Here is a 15,591-nt window from a genome sequence, read left to right as displayed (position 1 = left end):
CCGCCGCCTCGTGTCCCCGAGGCGGCGGGGACGGCGACATCAGATCTCTTGTGGGGGTTCCACCATCTTGAACAGCAACACCTTCCGCATGCCCGCACGCCGTCGCGGCGCCGCCCTGGTGGCCGCCGCCGCGCTGACGGCGGGCCCGGTCCTCCTCGCCGCGCCGGCGGGGGCCACCGAGGGTCCGGGTGAGGGCGCGGGCCGGGGCGAGGGGCGGGCGAGTGCGGCCGTGCTGCGGGCCGGGCTCGATGTCTCGCTGGTCAACAAGACCGTCGACGTACCGCTGCGTGCCTCGCTCAACGCGGTGCAGGCCCCGGCGAGCGCGGAGCGGACCGCGCTGACCGTCGATGTCGCCGGGGTCGACCAGGGGCGCCCGGTCGACGTGCTGCGGGCCGAGGTCGCCACGGCGAAGGCGACGGCCGACCGGCACGGGGCCGAGGGGTACAGCCGGCTCGCCCATGCCAAGGTCCATGTCCCCGGGCTGCCGCTGCTCTCGCTCATCGAGGTCGAAGAGGTCACCTCCCGCGCGGTCTGCGCGGCGGGCGAGCGGCCCGCCGCCACCTCGAACCTGCTCGGCCAGGTCACCGTCCTCGGCAAGAAGGTCACCCTCACGGCGGGCGGCCCGACCCGGGTCCAGGTGCCGGGGGTGGGCGAGGTCTCCCTCGACCTGTCGCGGACGCACACCACCTCCCGTACGGCCGCCGCGACCGCGCTCGCCCTCAGGGTCTCGGTGAACCCGCTCAAGCTGAACGTCGCGGAGGTGACCGGCACCGTCACCCTCGCCGAGGCCTCCTGCACCACGCCGAAGGCGCCCGGTGCGGCCACGGAGCCCGCGGAGCCCGAGCAGGAGGCCCCGGGGCAGCCGGAGCCGGAGAAGCCGGAAGGGAAGCCGGAGGGGAGCGCGGCGGCGCCGTCCACGGAGGCCGGTACGGCTGCCGAGGAGGCCCCTGAGGCGGCGGAGAAGGCCGACGTCAAGACCCAGAGCGGGGGAGAGCCCCGGCAGGCCCTGGCGGAGACCGGGGGCAGCTCCGCGACACCGTATCTGGCGGGCGGCGCTGCGGCGCTCCTCGCACTCGGCGGCGGCGCCCTCGCCGTGACCCGTCTCCGCGCCCGGCGCTGACGCCCGGCGCTGACGCTCCCGTCCCGTGACCGCGGCGCCGCTCGGACGGTACGGCCGCGGTCACGGGACGACTCGGTTCCGGGACCGCCCGGTCACGGGACGACCCGGTCAGGGGACGGGCCCAGCGGCCCGGACGCCCCTGCGGGGATGCCGGGTCAGCCGCCGACCGCCGTCAGCGCCTGGTCCAGGGCCTGGAGGAAACGGTTCGTCGTGCTCCGGTCCCGGACCGCCAGGCGGAGCCACCGCGCGTCGAGCCCCGGGAAGGTGTCGCCCCGGCGGGCCGCGAAGCCCAGGGTGCGGAGGCGGGCCCGTACCGCGTCCGCGCGGTCCGTTCTGATCAGGACGAACGGCCCCGCCGCCGGTTCCACCGCCCGGATCTCCTCGAACTCCGCCAGCCCCGCCAGCAGATGCGCCCGCTCCCGGGCCATCGCGCACGCGGCCGCCTCGGCCTCCGCCAGCGCGGCCGGCTCCATGCACGCCTCCGCCGCCGCCAGCGCGGGCGTCGAGACCGGCCAGAGCGGCTGGGCCCGCTCCAGCGCGGCGATCGTCCCGGGCTCCGCCAGTACGTAGCCGATACGGAGCCCCGCGAGCCCCCAGGTCTTGGTCAGGCTGCGCAGCACCACCAGGCCCGGTACGTCCGTACGCCCCGCCAGCGCCTCCGGCTCGCCCGGCACCGCGTCCATGAACGCCTCGTCCACCACCAGGGTCCGCCCCGGCCTGGCCAGCTTCACGATCGCCTCGGCGGGGTGGAGCACGGAGGTGGGGTTGGTCGGGTTGCCGATCACCACCAGGTCCGCCTCGTCCGGCACCTCCGCCGGGTCGATCCTGAACCCCTCGCCGGAACGGAGCAGCAGCCGGCGCACCTCGTGCCCCGCGTCCCGCAGCGCCGCCTCCGGCTCGGTGAACTGCGGGTGCACGACCACCGGGGTCCGCGCCCGCACCGCCCGCGCGAGCAGCACGAACGCCTCGGCGGCCCCGGCCGTCAGCAGCACCCGCTCCACCGGCACCCCGTGCCGGGCGGCGACCGCCGCCCGTGCCGCGCGCCCGTCGGGGTAGGCGGCGAGCCCGGTCAGCGACTCCGCGATCCGGGCCCGCAGCCAGGGCGGGGGCGTCTCCGCGCGGACGTTGACGGCGAGGTCGACCAGGCCGGCGGCCCCGTCCCGTACCTCCGCGTCGCCGTGATGGCGCAGGTCGTGGCGGTCAGCGCGCGTAGACATGGCTGCTGCCGCCCCGGAGATCGTCGGATATCGGGCGCACATCGGATCCGGCGGATCCGGCAGATCCGGCGGCCGTGGCGGATCCGGCGGCCCCGGCGGCCATGGCCCGCACGGCCGCCGGGGGGCGGAGGCACGCTCTGTGGGGTGGGGGGAGTGCCATGCTCACGGTTCACTCTGCTCTCGGTGGAGTGTCTGAGGGGGAAGACACGGATGGCTGGAAGGACGGTCCTCAAGGGCACCGACATCACCGACATCATTTCCTTCCGGGCCGGTTCCACTCCGACCGGGGCTGGCACCTATACGCCACCGCCGCCCCACGGCCGCCACCGCACAGGTGACCTGCGCGGGTCCGGCGGGCGGGCGCGACCTCCGTTTCCGTACGAGCAGCTCCGGTACGGGCGGCCCGCCCATGTCCCCGCCCCCGCCCCCGCCCCCGCCCCCGCCCCCGCCCGCGTCCGAACCCGAGCCTGAACCCGCGCCCTCGCCCTCGCCCGAGTCCGCGCCCGAGCCCGAGCCCGAGTCCGCGCCCGCGCCGCCGCCCGCCAGCGCCGCGGCCTCCGCGACCGACGCCGTACCCACGGCCGCGAGCGCCACCGCCGAGGGGCGCGGCACGGGGATCCCGGCCAGCAGGGCCGCCGGATACCCCCGTACGGGCACGCCCAGCGCCGCCGCCGCCCCCGTGACGCCGGGCGCGTCCGCCCGCGCCTCGACCGTCGCCAGCGCGGAGACCCGGGACGGCGCGAGCCCGGCCTCCCGCAGCGTCTCCTCGATCAGGCCCAGCACCTCCGCCACCGGCGCCCCGGGGCGCGCCCCCACGCCCACCACCAGATCCCGGCCGGCGGTCTGATGTGCGGGGACCCGGTCCGATCGGCTATGCAGGGGCGCATGGCGGTGTTCGTCGCGCTCGGCGCGTTCCTGATGACGCTCTTCGGCGGCTGGACCGCCCGGCGCGTCACCGACCGGCGCCATCTCGTACTGGGGCTCGCCGGTGGGCTGATGCTCGGCGTGGTCGGCCTGGACCTGCTGCCCGAGGCGATACACGCCGCGGGCGAGGACTTCCTCGGGGTGCCGAGGGCGCTGCTGCTCTTCGTCGGCGGATTCCTCGCCGCCCATCTGGTCGAACGGCTGCTCGCGGTCCGCCAGGCCGCCCACCAGGACGGCCGCGTCCCCCAGGTCGGGCTGACCGCCGCGGCGGCCATGGTGGGGCACAGCCTCATGGACGGGGTCGCGCTCGGCGCCGCGTTCCAGGTCGGGGGCGGTATGGGCACCGCCGTCGCGCTCGCCGTCATCGCCCACGACTTCGCGGACGGCTTCAACACGTACACGATCACCAGCCTGTACGGGAACGACCGGCGCCGCGCCCTCGCCATGCTGGTCGCCGACGCGCTCGCCCCGGTCCTCGGCGCCGCCTCCACGCTGCTCTTCACGCTCCCGGAGGAACTCCTCGGCGGCTATCTGGGGTTCTTCGGCGGCGTGCTGCTCTATCTCGCCGCCGCCGAGATCCTGCCCGAGGCCCACCACGACCACCCGGCCCGCTCCACGCTGCTCTGCACCGTGCTGGGCGTCGGCTTCATCTGGCTGGTGGTCGGCGTCGCGGGGTGACGCCTCCGGTGGCGGTACGGTCACCGCCGTACCCCGGCCCCGCTCGCCTCCGCCGTACCGGCCGCCCCGGCCGCCCCGTGCGGCCCGGCCGCCCCGTGCGGCCCGGCCGCCGCGCGGGCCACGAAGCGGGTCGCCAGCTCCGGCGTCGCCGCCCAGTGCGTATGCAGGTAACTGGCGTGCACGCCGCCGCTGACATACCCCTCGACCCGGCGCTCCGGGTGCACCATGCCCCACGCCGGAACCACCCCGGCGCCCGGTTCCACCACCGTACGGTGGAACTCGTGGCCCCGTACCCGGGTCCCGGCCCGCGCCAGCGCGCTGTCGCCGACCGCCACCGCCTCCCGGTAACCGAGCGTCAGCCGCCCCGACATCCGGGCCTCGGCGGGGAGCACCCCGCACATCGGCTTCCCGTCCAGGGAGCGCGCCAGATAGAGCAGCCCGGCGCACTCGGCGGCCACCGGCGCGCCCGCGTACGCCAGTTCCGCCACCGCAGCGCGCAGCGGCTCGTTGGCGGAGAGCTCCGGCGCGTACACTTCCGGGAAGCCGCCGCCGATCACCAGGCCGGCGGTGCCCGGGGGCAGCGCCTCGTCGCGCAGCGGGTCGAAGGGGACGACCTCGGCGCCGGCCGCCGTCAGCAGCTCGGTGTGCTCGGCGTACGAGAACGTGAACGCGGGCCCGCCCGCCACCGCGATCACCGGCCGTCCGCTCCCCGGCGCGACGACCGGCTCCACCCCGGGCTCCCACGCCTCCGCCGTCAGCTCCGGCGCGCTCCGGGCCAGCGCCAGCAGCGCCTCCAGGTCGCACCCCGCCCCGACCCGCGCCGCCAGCTCCCGGGTCGCCTCCACCGCCTCGGCGCGCCGCTCGGCGACCGGCACCAGGCCGAGGTGGCGGGAGGGCGCGCCGACCCGGTCCGTACGGCGCACCACGCCCATGACCGGCACCCCGGAGCCGTCCAGCGCGTCCCGCAGCAGCCGTTCGTGACGGTCGGTGGCGACCTTGTTGAGGATCACCCCGCCGATCCGCACCTCCCGGTCCCAGGAGGCGAAGCCGTGCACCAGCGCCGCCACCGAACGCGACTGCGAGGAGGCGTCGACGACCAGCACCACCGGGGCCTTCAGCAGCTTCGACACCTGCGCCGTGGAGGCCAGTTCGCCCTGGTCGGAGGCGCCGTCGTAGAGCCCCATCACGCCTTCGACGACCGCCAGGTCGGCACCGCGCGCGCCGTGCGCGAAGAGCGGCGCGATCAGCCCGGGGCCGCACATGTACGCGTCCAGGTTCCGCCCCGGACGCCCCCGCCCCGGGCCGGAGGCGGAGCCGGGCGACGACCCGCTGCCGGGGCCCGCCGGCCCCGACGCCACGGCCAGCGCGTGGTAGCCGGGGTCGATGTAGTCCGGGCCGACCTTGTGCGGGGAGACGGCGAGACCGCGCCCGGAGAACGCCGCCATCAGGCCCGTCGCCACCGTCGTCTTCCCGCTTCCGGAGGACGGCGCGGCGACGACCAGACGCGGGATGTTCACCACTCGATGCCCCTCTGGCCCTTCTGCCCCGCGTCCATCGGGTGCTTGACCTTGGTCATCTCGGTGACCAGGTCCGCGAAGTCCATCAGCTCCTGGGGCGCGTTACGGCCGGTGATCACCACATGCTGGGTGCCGGGCCGGTTCCGCAGCACCTCGATCACCTCGTCGGTCGCCACCCACCCCCAGTGCAGCGGGTACGCGAACTCGTCCAGCACGTACAGCCGGTGCGTCTCGGCCGCCAGATCGCGCTTGACCTGCTCCCACCCCTCGCGCGCCGCCTCCTCGTTGGAGAACTGCGCGTCGCGCTGGACCCAGGACCACCCCTCGCCCATCTTGTGCCAGGCGACCGTGCCGCCCTCGCCGCTCTCGCCGAGGACCTTCAGGGCACGCTCCTCGCCGACCTTCCACTTCGCGGACTTCACGAACTGGAAGACCCCGACCGGCCACCCCTGCGTCCAGGCGCGCAGCGCGAGCCCGAACGCCGCCGTCGACTTGCCCTTGCCGGTGCCCGTGTGGACCAGCACCAGCGGCCGGTTGCGGCGCTGGCGGGTGGTGAGTCCGTCGTCCGGTACGTTCTCCGGCTGTCCCTGCGGCATTACGCGGCCCTCCTGTGCCTCTGCTGCTGCCCGTCGTCGGTGCCCGGTGCCCGGCGCGCGTCGCCCGTCCGCCGTACGTCGCCAGTCCGCCGTACGTCGCCCCTCTCCCGTACGTCCCTGACCAGCCCCGCGATGCTGTCGGCGCGCAGCTCGTCCAGGGTGATCGCGGTCCCGGCAAGGTCGCCGGCGAGCGCCCCGGCGAGCCCGAGCCGTACCGGACCCGTCTCGCAGTCCACGACGACCGACGCCGTACCCTCCGCCGCGTGCAGCCGCGCCGCGCGCGCCGCCAGCGCCACCGGATCCCGGCCGCCGGTCGCCCGGCCGTCCGTCACCACCACCAGCAGCGGCCGGCGCGCGGGGTCCCGCAGCCGCTCCACCCGCAGGACGTCATGGGCCCTGAGCAGCCCGGCGGCGAGCGGCGTCCGGCCGCCCGTGGGCAGCGACTCCAGACGGGCCGCCGCCGCGTCCACCGACGAGGTGGGCGGCAGCGCCAGCTCCGCTTCCCGGCCCCGGAAGGTGATCAGACCGACCTTGTCGCGCCGCTGGTACGCGTCGAGCAGCAGCGAGAGCACCGCGCCCTTCACCGCGCCCATCCGCCGCCGGGCCGCCATCGAACCGGAGGCGTCGACCACGAAGAGCACGAGATTGCCCTCGCGCCCCTCCCGGGTCGCCTGCCGCAAGTCGTCCCTGCGCACCACCAGACCCCGTCCGGCCCGCCCGCGCGCCCGCTGGTGCGGGGCGGCCGCCTGCACGGTCGCCGCGAGATGGAGCTTGGTCAGCGCGCCCCGGGGCCGCCGGGAGCCGGTCGTCCTGCCGTGTTCGGTACGGGCCCGGGAGCGCCGCCCGGCCGCGCCCTCGCCGAGCCCCGGCACGCTGAGCACCTTGGTACGGAACGGCTCGGCGGCCCCGACGGGGGAGTGCTCACCGGGCGCGGGCGCCTTCGGCTGCCCGCCTTCGGGACGCGGCTCGGGCACGTCGGGGCTTCCCGGTGCACCCGGGGCGTCCTGCGACGCGGGCGCCTCCGGGGCCTCGGGGGCGTCCGGCCCGCCTTGAGGCGGCTGCCCGCCCCCGCCACCGGGCCCGTCAGGCCCATCCGGGTCCGGGTCCGGGTCCGGATCGGGATCGGGCTCCCCGTCCCCTGGACCCTCGGCTTCTCCGTCCTCGTCCCCCCGGAACTCCTCCAGCGTCTCGTCGAGCTTCTCCTCGTCGAGCCCCGGCGCGTCGAACGGGTTGCGCCGCCTGCGGTGCGGCAGCGCCAGCAGCGCCGCCTGCCGGACATCCTCGGCGAGCACCTCCGTACGCCCGGCCCACGCGGCCAGCGCCGTCGCGGTCCGCGCCATCACGATGTCCGCGCGCATCCCGTCCACCTCGAACGCGGCACAGGTCGCCGCGATCTGCCGGAGCGCCGTGTCCCCGAGGCGCACCTCGGGGAGGAGCGCCCGCGCGCCCGCGATCCGTCCCCGCAGCGCGCTCTCCTCCCCGGCCCAGCGCGCCGCGAACCCGGCCGGGTCGGCGTCGTACGCGAGCCGCCGCCGCACCACCTCCACCCGTACGTCCGGCTCGCGGGAGGCCGCCACCTCCACCGTCAGCCCGAAGCGGTCGAGGAGCTGGGGGCGGAGTTCGCCCTCCTCCGGGTTCATCGTCCCGACCAGCAGGAAGCGCGCGGCGTGCCGTACGGAGACGCCCTCCCGCTCGACATACGAGGCGCCCATGGCCGCCGCGTCCAGCAGGAGGTCCACGAGGTGGTCGTGGAGCAGGTTGACCTCGTCCACGTAGAGGACGCCCCGGTGCGCGTCGGCGAGCAGCCCCGGCTCGAACGCCTTCACCCCCTCCGACAGCGCCCGTTCGATGTCCAGCGCCCCGACGAGGCGGTCCTCGGAGGCCCCCACGGGCAGCTCCACCATCCGCGCCGCCCGGGCCCCGGCCGGCGCCTCCGCGTGCGGCCCGTCCGGGCAGTGCGGGTCGGGCGCGCCCGGATCACAGCTGAACCGGCACCCCGTCACCACCGGCACCTCCGGCAGCAGGGCGGAGAGCGCCCGCACGGCGGTCGACTTGGCGGTGCCCTTCTCCCCCCGTACGAGGACACCGCCGACCGCCGGACTGACCGCGTTCAGCAGCAGTCCGAGCCGCAGATCGTCCATCCCCACGACGGCGGTGAACGGAAAGGGGGTGCTCATAGGCTGATCGCTCCTTCGGGACGGCGGGACCTGCGGTACGGACGGGACCGGCGGGGTCGTGAGGCCGGGTGGGACGGCGGGACGGCGGGGCGGGGACGCGGACTCACGGCGCCCCCGGCGGAATGAACGGCAGCTCCGGCGGCGGGCCCTCCTCGATCAGCCGGAGCAGCGCGGCCGTGTCCGCGTACTCCTCGATCAGGTCGCCGAGCAGATCGAGCTGTTCCTCGCGCAGCACGCCGAAGGAGGTGTCCGGCGCGGGGACGAACCGCCGGCCCGCCGCCCGCGCCACCTCCGCCAGGAACCGCCGCCGGAACGCGTCGCCCTCCAGCGCCCCGTGCCAGTGCGTGCCCTGGACGGCGCCCACCCGGCAGCCGTCCAGCGCGGCCCCGTCCGGACCGGCGACGAAGGCGTCCCCGCCGCGTACGTCCGCGACGCCGTGGTGGATCTCGTACCCCTCGACCCGCTCGCCGAGCGCCACCCCGACGGGCCGCGCCAGGGTCTTCTCCGGCGCGAACCTGACCCGTACGGGCAGCAGCCCCAGCCCGTCCACCACGCCCGCCCGGGACTCCACCTCGTCCTCGATTCGCTCGCCGAGGAGCTGGTAGCCGCCGCAGATGCCGAGCACCGGGCGGCCCTCGGCGGCCCGCGCCGCCAGCGCCTCGGCGAGCCCTCGCTCCCGCAGCCAGGCCAGCGCCCGTACCGTCCCCCGGGTGCCCGGCACGATCACCAGATCGGCGTCGGCCAGCTCCTCGGGGCGGTCCACGAACCGCACCACGACGCCGGGTTCGGCGGCCAGCGCGTCCACATCGGTGAAGTTCGACATCAGGGGGACGGCGCAGACCGCGACCCGCAGCACCTCCGCGCCGTACGGCCGCTCCACCGCCGACTCGCGCACGGTGCCGTGGAGCGAGATCCGCAGCCCGTCCTCCTCGTCGATGCCGAGACCGTGCCGGAACGGCAGCACACCGAGCGTCGCCCGGCCGGTCAGCCCGCGCAGCATGGCGAGCCCCGGCTCCAGCAGCGCCACATCGCCCCGGAACTTGTTGACCAGATACCCGGCCACCAGCGCCTGGTCCGCCGGGCTCAGCAGCGCCGTCGTACCGAAGAAGGACGCGAAGACCCCGCCCCGGTCGATGTCCCCGACCACCATCACCGGCAGCCGCGCGGCCCGTGCGATGCCCATGTTGACGATGTCGGTACGGCGCAGATTGATCTCCGCCGGGCTCCCCGCGCCCTCGCAGATCACCGCGTCGTACGTGGCGCGCAGCTCCGCCAGACACTCCAGGACGGGCCCGAGCAGCGCCTCCCGGCGCCCGCCGCGCAGCGCCTCCTCGCGAGAAGCCCCCTCGCTCCCTCCGCTCCCGCCGAAGAACCCCCGGGCGCTCATCTCGCCCACGGGCTTCCCCATCAGCACCACCTGGCTGCTGTGCTCGCCGCCCGGCTTGAGCAGGACGGGGTTCATCAGGGCGGTCGGCTCCACCCGTGCCGCCTGCGCCTGCATCGCCTGCGCCCGCCCGATCTCCGCGCCCTCGCGCGTCACGAACGAGTTCAGCGACATGTTCTGCCCCTTGAACGGCGCGACCTTCACCCCCTGGCGCGCCAGCCAGCGGCAGATCCCGGCCGTGACCACGCTCTTCCCCGCGTCGGAGGTGGTCCCCGCGACCAGCAGCCCCCCGCCGAGCGGGCGAGCCCCCTTCACCCCGGCCATCCCCAGCCCTTCCTTCCCCGAACCCTGCCCCGAACTCCGTCCCACACCCTGCCCCGCACCGCTCCGTACCCGAGCCGGCCCGCGACACAGACCGCCAGGGCGAGCGCGTCGACCCGGCGGGCCAGCCGGACGGCGCGCTCGATGTCCGGTACGGCGACCGGGCGCCCCGGGGCGTTGAGCACGGGCCGGTGCTCGACCCGCCCGCCGTACGCGAGCGTCCCGCCCAGCCGCACCCCCAGCGCCCCGGCGAACGAGGCTTCCACGGGGCCCGCGTTGGGGCTCGGATGACGGCGCGCGTCGCGGCGTACGGCCCGCAGCGCGCCCCGCCGGTCCGGGCCCGCGAGGACGGCGAGCGCGGCGGTGAGCCGGGCCCCCGGCCACCCGGCGGCGTCGTCCAGCCGGGCCGAGGCCCAGCCGAACCTGTGGTACCGGGGGCTCTTGTGCCCGACCATCGCGTCCAGCGTGTTCACCGCCCGGAACCCGGCCAGCCCCGGGGCCCCCGCGAGCGCCCCCCACACCAGGGCGCCCACGACCGCGTCGGAGGTGTTCTCGGCGACGGACTCCACGACGGCCCGCGCTATCCCGGCCTCGTCGAGGGCATACGGGTCGCGCCCGCAGAGGTGCGGCAGCCGGGCGCGGGCCCCGTCCAGATCCCCGGCGGCGAGCGCCGCGCCGATCGCCCGCGCCTCCCGCTCCAGGGAGGTCCCGCCGACCACGGCCCAGGTGGCGGCGGCGGTCAGCGCCACGGCCCCGGCGGCGCTGCTCCGTACCGTACGGGCGGCGAGCACGGCACCCCCGGCGGCGGCTCCGGCGCAGACCACGGTATGCAGCGCGCCCCACCCCCGGTGGTCGCGCCACAGAACCCGCTCCACGGCCGAGGCGCCCCGCCCGAACACGGCCACCGGATGCCCCCGGCGGGGATCCCCGAAGACCCGGTCGGCGAGGAGCCCGAGGGCGGCCCCGTACGCGAAGACGCGCCCGGTGTCCGGAACGGCCGAGCGGCCCCGTACCCCGGGCGCGATGGCATGACCGCGGCCAGGCATGGCGAAGTGTCCTCACTCAGGGTCCGCGCCCCGGCTCGACGTCGTATCCGACGGCGAGAGTTCCTGGCTCCTGCGGGACGGGGCTCGCAGTGACAGTGGCGGGACCGCGCCGGATTCGCACCGGCTTCCTCTGCTGCCGTCGGCAATGGCCCAGGAAGTCCACCATGCCCCGCAACACCCGTCAACTCGTCCTTGACCTGCACCAGGACAGTGTGCGAAGCCCCACACCCGGCCCCGTCAGTCCCCCACCCCCGCCAGATCCCGCAAGCGCCGCGCCTGGGCCGCGCGTTCGGCGGTGCGTTGGGCTTCGAAGGTGCGGTCGGTGGCGCCCTGGAGGAGGGCCTTGGTCTCGATCAGGGCGTCCCTGGGGGCGGCCAGGAGCGCCGCCGCGAGGTCGTTCGCCGCGGCGGCGAGGTCTTCGGGGGCGACGACCAGGTTGGCGAGGCCGGTGCGGTCGGCCTCGTCCGCGTGGACGGTGCGGCCGGTGGCGCAGATCTCCAGGGCGCGGGCGTAGCCGACCAGGCCGACCAGGGGGTGGGTGCCGGTGAGGTCGGGGACGAGGCCGAGGCTCGTCTCGCGCATGGCGAACTGGACGTCCGAGGCGACCACACGGAGATCGCAGGCGAGGGCGAGCTGGAAGCCGGCCCCGATCGCATGGCCCTGGACCGCGGCGATGGTCACCAGGTCGGGCCTGCGCAGCCAGACGAAGCCGTCCTGGTACCCGGCGATGGCCGCGTCGAGGTCGGCATCGGTGGAGCGGGCCAGGTCGGTGAAGGAGGGCTCGCCGTCGAAGCCCTCGGGGGTGAACGCGCGCCGGTCGAGCCCCGCGGAGAAGGACGTGCCCTCGCCGCGCACCACCACGACCCGTACGGTCCCCGGCAGCCTCCTCCCGGCCTCGGCCAACGCCCGCCACAGAGCGGGAGACTGGGCGTTGCGCTTGGCCGGGAGGGTCAGTGTCACCGTGGCCACCGCGTCTTCCACGGTGAGCCGTACGCCGTCCGTGTCGAGCACTGGTGCGAGCGAAACCATGGGGCGCCTCCGGTTCGGGCAGTCGGACTCACGAACTGAGCTAAGTGACTGCACAGTAACCACCTGGGCGATCGCTCGATCGACCCGGGTGGCCACCCGCCGAACCGGCGGCCCGGGGAGTGCCCCGCCCGGCCGTCAGGCCGATGCGGCCTTCTTGCCTCGCGTAGCCCCGCCACGTCCCCGCAGCGTGACTCCGGACTCGCTGAGCATCCGGTGGACGAATCCATAGGAGCGGCCGGTTTCCTCGGCCAGCGCCCGGATACTCGCACCACTGTCGTACTTCTTCTTCAGGTCTGCCGCGAGCTTGTCGCGCGCGGCGCCGGTCACCCGGCTGCCCTTCTTCAGAGTCTCGGCCACCCGTGCCTCCTCATGGGAAGTGCGCTCTGGACTTCTCATGATCACCCCTCACGGCCCTCCTGGCCACCCATTCGGCAAGGTCCGTACGACAAGCTTCTTCGGACTTCAACCTTCGAGCACGAACGGAATGTCACATTCCAGAGCCGCCCGGAGCGGGGTTTGCCCGGAACGCCAGGAGAAGTGCCAGGTCAGGGCGGTGGGGCCGGGTGAGGGTGCGGATGATGTACGCGGGGTGCCGATCCGTCCCGTACCACGCCGTGGGTACGAGACACGGTCACTCAGATGGTGGATCACCGCTGAGCCGAATGATCCAGTCGAAGTGGATCAGGCAGTGGATCAGGCGAGGGCCACCAGGTCGGCGTAGTCCGCGCCCCACAGGTCCTCGACCCCGTCCGGCAGCAGGATGATCCTCTCGGGTTCCAGCGCGTGGACGGCGCCCTCGTCGTGGGTGACGAGGATGACCGCGCCCCGGTACGTACGGAGCGCGCCCAGGATCTCCTCACGGCTGGCCGGGTCGAGGTTGTTGGTCGGCTCGTCGAGCAGCAGCACATTGGCGGAGGAGACGACCAGGGTGGCCAGCGCCAGCCGGGTCTTCTCGCCGCCGGAGAGCACCCCGGCGGGCTTGTCGACGTCGTCGCCGGAGAAGAGGAAGGAGCCGAGGGTCTTGCGGACGTCGACCAGGTCGAGGTCGGGGGCGGAGGAGCGCATGTTCTCCAGGACGGTGCGCTCCGGGTCCAGGGTCTCGTGCTCCTGCGCGTAGTAGCCGAGCTTGAGGCCGTGACCGGGGGTGACCTTGCCGGTGTCCGGCTGCTCGACGCCGGCCAGCAGCCGCAGCAGGGTGGTCTTGCCCGCGCCGTTGAGGCCGAGGATGACGACCCGGGAGCCCTTGTCGACCGCGAGATCCACGTCGGTGAAGATCTCCAGCGAGCCGTACGACTTCGAGAGGCCCTCGGCGGCGAGCGGGGTCTTCCCGCAGGGCGCCGGCTCCGGGAAGCGCAGCTTGGCGACCTTGTCGGACTGGCGCACCTGCTCCAGGCCGGAGAGCAGCCGCTCGGCGCGGCGCGCCATGTTCTGCGCGGCGACCGTCTTGGTGGCCTTGGCGCGCATCTTGTCGGCCTGCGCGTTGAGGGTGGCCGCCTTCTTCTCGGCGTTGGCGCGCTCGCGCTTGCGGCGCTTCTCGTCCGACTCGCGCTGCTGCTGGTAGAGCTTCCAGCCCATGTTGTAGACGTCGATCTGGGCGCGGTTGGCGTCCAGGTAGAAGACCTTGTTCACGACCGTCTCGACCAGGTCGACATCGTGGGAGATGACGATGAAGCCGCCCCGGTACGTCTTGAGGTAGTCGCGGAGCCAGCCGATGGAGTCCGCGTCGAGGTGGTTGGTGGGCTCGTCGAGGAGGAGGGTGTCGGCGTCGGAGAAGAGGATCCGGGCCAGCTCGACCCGGCGCCGCTGGCCGCCGGAGAGGGTGTGCAGCGGCTGGCCGAGCACCCGGTCGGGCAGGCCGAGCGCGGCGGCGATGGTGGCGGCCTCGGCCTCGGCGGCGTATCCGCCCTTGGTGAGGAACTCGGTCTCCAGCCGCTCGTACCGCTTCATCGCCTTCTCGCGGGTGGCGCCCTTGCCGTTCGCCATCCGGTCCTCGTTCTCGCGCATCTTCTTCAGCACGGAGTCGAGTTCGCGGGCGGAGAGGATCCGGTCGCGGGCGAGCACGTCGAGGTCGCCGGTGCGCGGGTCCTGCGGCAGATAACCGACCTCGCCGGAGCGGGTGATGGTGCCGGAGGCGGGGATGCCCTCGCCCGCGAGGCACTTGGTGAGGGTGGTCTTGCCCGCGCCGTTGCGGCCGACGAGGCCGATGCGGTCACCCTTGGCGATACGGAAGGAGGCGGACTCGATGAGGATGCGGGCGCCGGCGCGCAGCTCGACGCCGGTTGCGGTGATCACGGAAAGACTCCAGGGCGGTATGGGCGGCGGAAGAGGGCAGGCGGAGGGGTTCTTCGACGCCGGCTAATGCACAAGGAGAAATGCCATGGCGCCCAGTCTACCGGGAGGGCGCGACTGCTCCGACGGGGCGGGGGCGCTGCCCCGAGGGTGCGGTTCGGGAGGGGGCCGGGTCGGTATTCTCCGTCCCGCGCCGGACCTCGCCGGCGCGGGACGGAGAGTGGTGGGGCATGCGGTTCGACGACGACGCGGAGCTGGACACGTCGGAGGTCCAGGACGCCCGTGGCGGCGGGATCCCGGGGGGCGGTCTCGCGGTGGGCGGCGGCGTGGTCGGGGTGATCGTGCTGGTGGTCGGCGTGCTGCTGGGGGTCGACCCGGGGAAGCTGGGGCTCTCGTCGAGCGGCTCGGGATCCTCGGGCGGTACGGCGGCGGACTCCTCGTCGGTGGACGGGGTGACCGAGAAGTGCCGTACGGGCCAGGACGCCAACACCCGGGAGGACTGCCGGATCGTCGCGGTGGTCAACAGCGTGCAGGACTTCTGGGAGGCGGAGTACAAACGGCGGGGTGAGAGCTACGCCAAGGCGCGGACCCAGCTCTTCACCGCCCGTACGAACACGGCGTGCGGCTCCGCGACCTCGGCGGTCGGCCCGTTCTACTGCCCGGCCGACCAGAAGGCCTATCTGGACCTCGGCTTCTTCGAGGAGCTGAAGACCAAGTTCGGGGCGAGCGGCGGCCCGTTCGCGCAGGCGTACGTGGTGGCGCACGAGTACGGCCACCATGTGCAGAACCTGAAGGGCACCCTGGCCAAGGCGCACGACGGCAAGCAGGGCCCGGACAGCAACGCGGTGAAGGTGGAGCTCCAGGCGGACTGCTACGCGGGCGTATGGGCGCACCACGCGACGACCACGCCCGCCGGGTCCTCGGGGCGCCCGCTGCTCACCAAGCTGACCGACGAGGACATCACGGACGGCCTGGACGCGGCGGCGGCCGTGGGCGACGACCGGATCCAGGAGAAGTTCCAGGGCAAGGTGGCCCCGGAGTCCTGGACACACGGCTCGGCGGACCAGCGCCAGCAGTGGTTCCGTACCGGGTACGCGACGGGCGACGTCGACCGGTGCGACACGTTCCGCTAGTGCCGCGACGGGGCAAAGCTTGCCGGGAGGGGCACTAGGTCCGGACAGGGCGTAGCCGCTTCGGGGGGTGGGGGTACGGTCCCGGGGCGCCCCGGGGCCCGACCCCCCCAAAGGTCGTGCACACCTCTGAAAAACCCTCACCCCCCCTTTGTTAGGGGTT

Annotated in this window: 12 protein-coding genes, 1 pseudogene and 1 riboswitch; of the genes and pseudogenes, 3 read left to right on the top strand and 10 right to left on the bottom strand. The window is 74.8% G+C overall.

The annotated features are described in order from the left end of the window. Window positions 1–88: 88 nt before the first annotated feature. On the top strand, window positions 89–1,120 hold the full coding sequence (locus AB0O07_RS10850; RefSeq protein ID WP_365630443.1) for an SCO1860 family LAETG-anchored protein: 1,032 nt from the start codon (window positions 89–91) through the stop codon (window positions 1,118–1,120). Window positions 1,121–1,275: 155 nt separating this feature from the next. Here the strand turns inward: AB0O07_RS10850 and cobC are convergent, their stop codons facing one another. Then, the gene (gene cobC, locus AB0O07_RS10845) at window positions 1,276–2,379 is read right to left on the bottom strand and encodes an Rv2231c family pyridoxal phosphate-dependent protein CobC (protein WP_365630440.1); all 1,104 of its coding nucleotides are present in this window, start codon (window positions 2,377–2,379) and stop codon (window positions 1,276–1,278) included. Window positions 2,380–2,868: 489 nt separating this feature from the next. Next, window positions 2,869–3,224 (bottom strand): annotated as a pseudogene (locus tag AB0O07_RS10840) (cobalamin biosynthesis protein); the annotation flags it as partial. Here AB0O07_RS10840 and AB0O07_RS10835 point away from each other — a divergent pair. Continuing rightward, window positions 3,223–3,939 (top strand): ZIP family metal transporter, encoded by a 717-nt coding sequence (locus AB0O07_RS10835; protein WP_365630437.1) that lies wholly within the window; start codon window positions 3,223–3,225, stop codon window positions 3,937–3,939. The pseudogene AB0O07_RS10840 and the gene AB0O07_RS10835 overlap by 2 nt on opposite strands. A gap of 20 nt (window positions 3,940–3,959) precedes the next feature. Here AB0O07_RS10835 and AB0O07_RS10830 read toward each other — a convergent pair whose 3' ends face one another. The 8 genes from AB0O07_RS10830 to AB0O07_RS10795 all read right to left on the bottom strand — a co-directional run bounded on the left by AB0O07_RS10830 (window position 3,960) and on the right by AB0O07_RS10795 (window position 14,301). Continuing rightward, window positions 3,960–5,459, bottom strand: a complete 1,500-nt coding sequence (locus AB0O07_RS10830; protein ID WP_365630434.1) for a cobyrinate a,c-diamide synthase — start codon at window positions 5,457–5,459, stop codon at window positions 3,960–3,962. Beyond that, complete coding sequence (gene cobO / locus AB0O07_RS10825; protein ID WP_365630431.1) at window positions 5,453–6,052, bottom strand: cob(I)yrinic acid a,c-diamide adenosyltransferase; 600 nt, start codon at window positions 6,050–6,052, stop codon at window positions 5,453–5,455. Before cobO ends, AB0O07_RS10830 begins: the two co-directional genes overlap by 7 nt. Continuing rightward, window positions 6,052–8,229, bottom strand: coding sequence for a putative cobaltochelatase (locus AB0O07_RS10820; protein ID WP_365630428.1), 2,178 nt, complete (start codon window positions 8,227–8,229; stop codon window positions 6,052–6,054). Before AB0O07_RS10820 ends, cobO begins: the two co-directional genes overlap by 1 nt. A 103-nt stretch (window positions 8,230–8,332) precedes the next feature. Beyond that, on the bottom strand, window positions 8,333–9,937 hold the full coding sequence (locus AB0O07_RS10815) for a cobyric acid synthase (RefSeq protein ID WP_365630425.1): 1,605 nt from the start codon (window positions 9,935–9,937) through the stop codon (window positions 8,333–8,335). After that, window positions 9,925–10,980 carry a cobalamin biosynthesis protein gene (locus AB0O07_RS10810; protein WP_365630422.1) on the bottom strand — a complete coding sequence of 352 codons (1,056 nt, stop codon included), beginning with the start codon at window positions 10,978–10,980 and terminating at the stop codon, window positions 9,925–9,927. The genes AB0O07_RS10815 and AB0O07_RS10810 overlap by 13 nt, the downstream gene beginning before the upstream one ends. Before the next feature lie 34 nt (window positions 10,981–11,014). Continuing rightward, window positions 11,015–11,136, bottom strand: a riboswitch (cobalamin riboswitch). An 81-nt stretch (window positions 11,137–11,217) separates the two neighbouring features. Next, entirely contained in the window at window positions 11,218–12,009 is a 792-nt protein-coding gene (locus AB0O07_RS10805) for an enoyl-CoA hydratase/isomerase family protein (protein WP_365630419.1), read from the bottom strand. Window positions 12,010–12,144: 135 nt separating this feature from the next. Continuing rightward, on the bottom strand, window positions 12,145–12,366 hold the full coding sequence (locus AB0O07_RS10800; protein ID WP_006123601.1) for a helix-turn-helix domain-containing protein: 222 nt from the start codon (window positions 12,364–12,366) through the stop codon (window positions 12,145–12,147). Between the two features lie 336 nt (window positions 12,367–12,702). Next, window positions 12,703–14,301 (bottom strand): ABC-F family ATP-binding cassette domain-containing protein, encoded by a 1,599-nt coding sequence (locus AB0O07_RS10795; protein WP_365630416.1) that lies wholly within the window; start codon window positions 14,299–14,301, stop codon window positions 12,703–12,705. 227 nt (window positions 14,302–14,528) lie between these two features. Between AB0O07_RS10795 and AB0O07_RS10790 the strand changes: the two genes are divergently transcribed. Then, window positions 14,529–15,431: a neutral zinc metallopeptidase gene (locus AB0O07_RS10790; RefSeq protein ID WP_365630413.1), complete on the top strand. Its 903-nt coding sequence runs from the start codon at window positions 14,529–14,531 to the stop codon at window positions 15,429–15,431. Window positions 15,432–15,591 lie beyond the last annotated feature (160 nt).

Origin of the sequence: Streptomyces sp. NPDC093085, from assembly GCF_040683935.1 — a bacterium.
Classification (GTDB): Bacteria; Actinomycetota; Actinomycetes; order Streptomycetales; family Streptomycetaceae; genus Streptomyces.
Note: the sequence above shows the minus strand (reverse complement) of the source record. Positions and strands in the feature narration are given on the sequence as shown.

What these genes read in the sequence shown, in the direction of transcription:
- cobC (WP_365630440.1), bottom strand. Translation starts at nt 2,379, where the DNA reads ATGTGCGCCCGATATCCGACGATCTCCGGGGCGGCAGCAGCCATGTCT.
- AB0O07_RS10790 (WP_365630413.1), top strand. Translation starts at nt 14,529, where the DNA reads ATGCGGTTCGACGACGACGCGGAGCTGGACACGTCGGAGGTCCAGGAC.
- AB0O07_RS10835 (WP_365630437.1), top strand. Translation starts at nt 3,223, where the DNA reads ATGGCGGTGTTCGTCGCGCTCGGCGCGTTCCTGATGACGCTCTTCGGC.
- AB0O07_RS10850 (WP_365630443.1), top strand. Translation starts at nt 89, where the DNA reads ATGCCCGCACGCCGTCGCGGCGCCGCCCTGGTGGCCGCCGCCGCGCTG.
- AB0O07_RS10810 (WP_365630422.1), bottom strand. Translation starts at nt 10,980, where the DNA reads ATGCCTGGCCGCGGTCATGCCATCGCGCCCGGGGTACGGGGCCGCTCG.
- AB0O07_RS10820 (WP_365630428.1), bottom strand. Translation starts at nt 8,229, where the DNA reads ATGAGCACCCCCTTTCCGTTCACCGCCGTCGTGGGGATGGACGATCTG.
- cobO (WP_365630431.1), bottom strand. Translation starts at nt 6,052, where the DNA reads ATGCCGCAGGGACAGCCGGAGAACGTACCGGACGACGGACTCACCACC.
- AB0O07_RS10815 (WP_365630425.1), bottom strand. Translation starts at nt 9,937, where the DNA reads ATGGCCGGGGTGAAGGGGGCTCGCCCGCTCGGCGGGGGGCTGCTGGTC.
- AB0O07_RS10805 (WP_365630419.1), bottom strand. Translation starts at nt 12,009, where the DNA reads ATGGTTTCGCTCGCACCAGTGCTCGACACGGACGGCGTACGGCTCACC.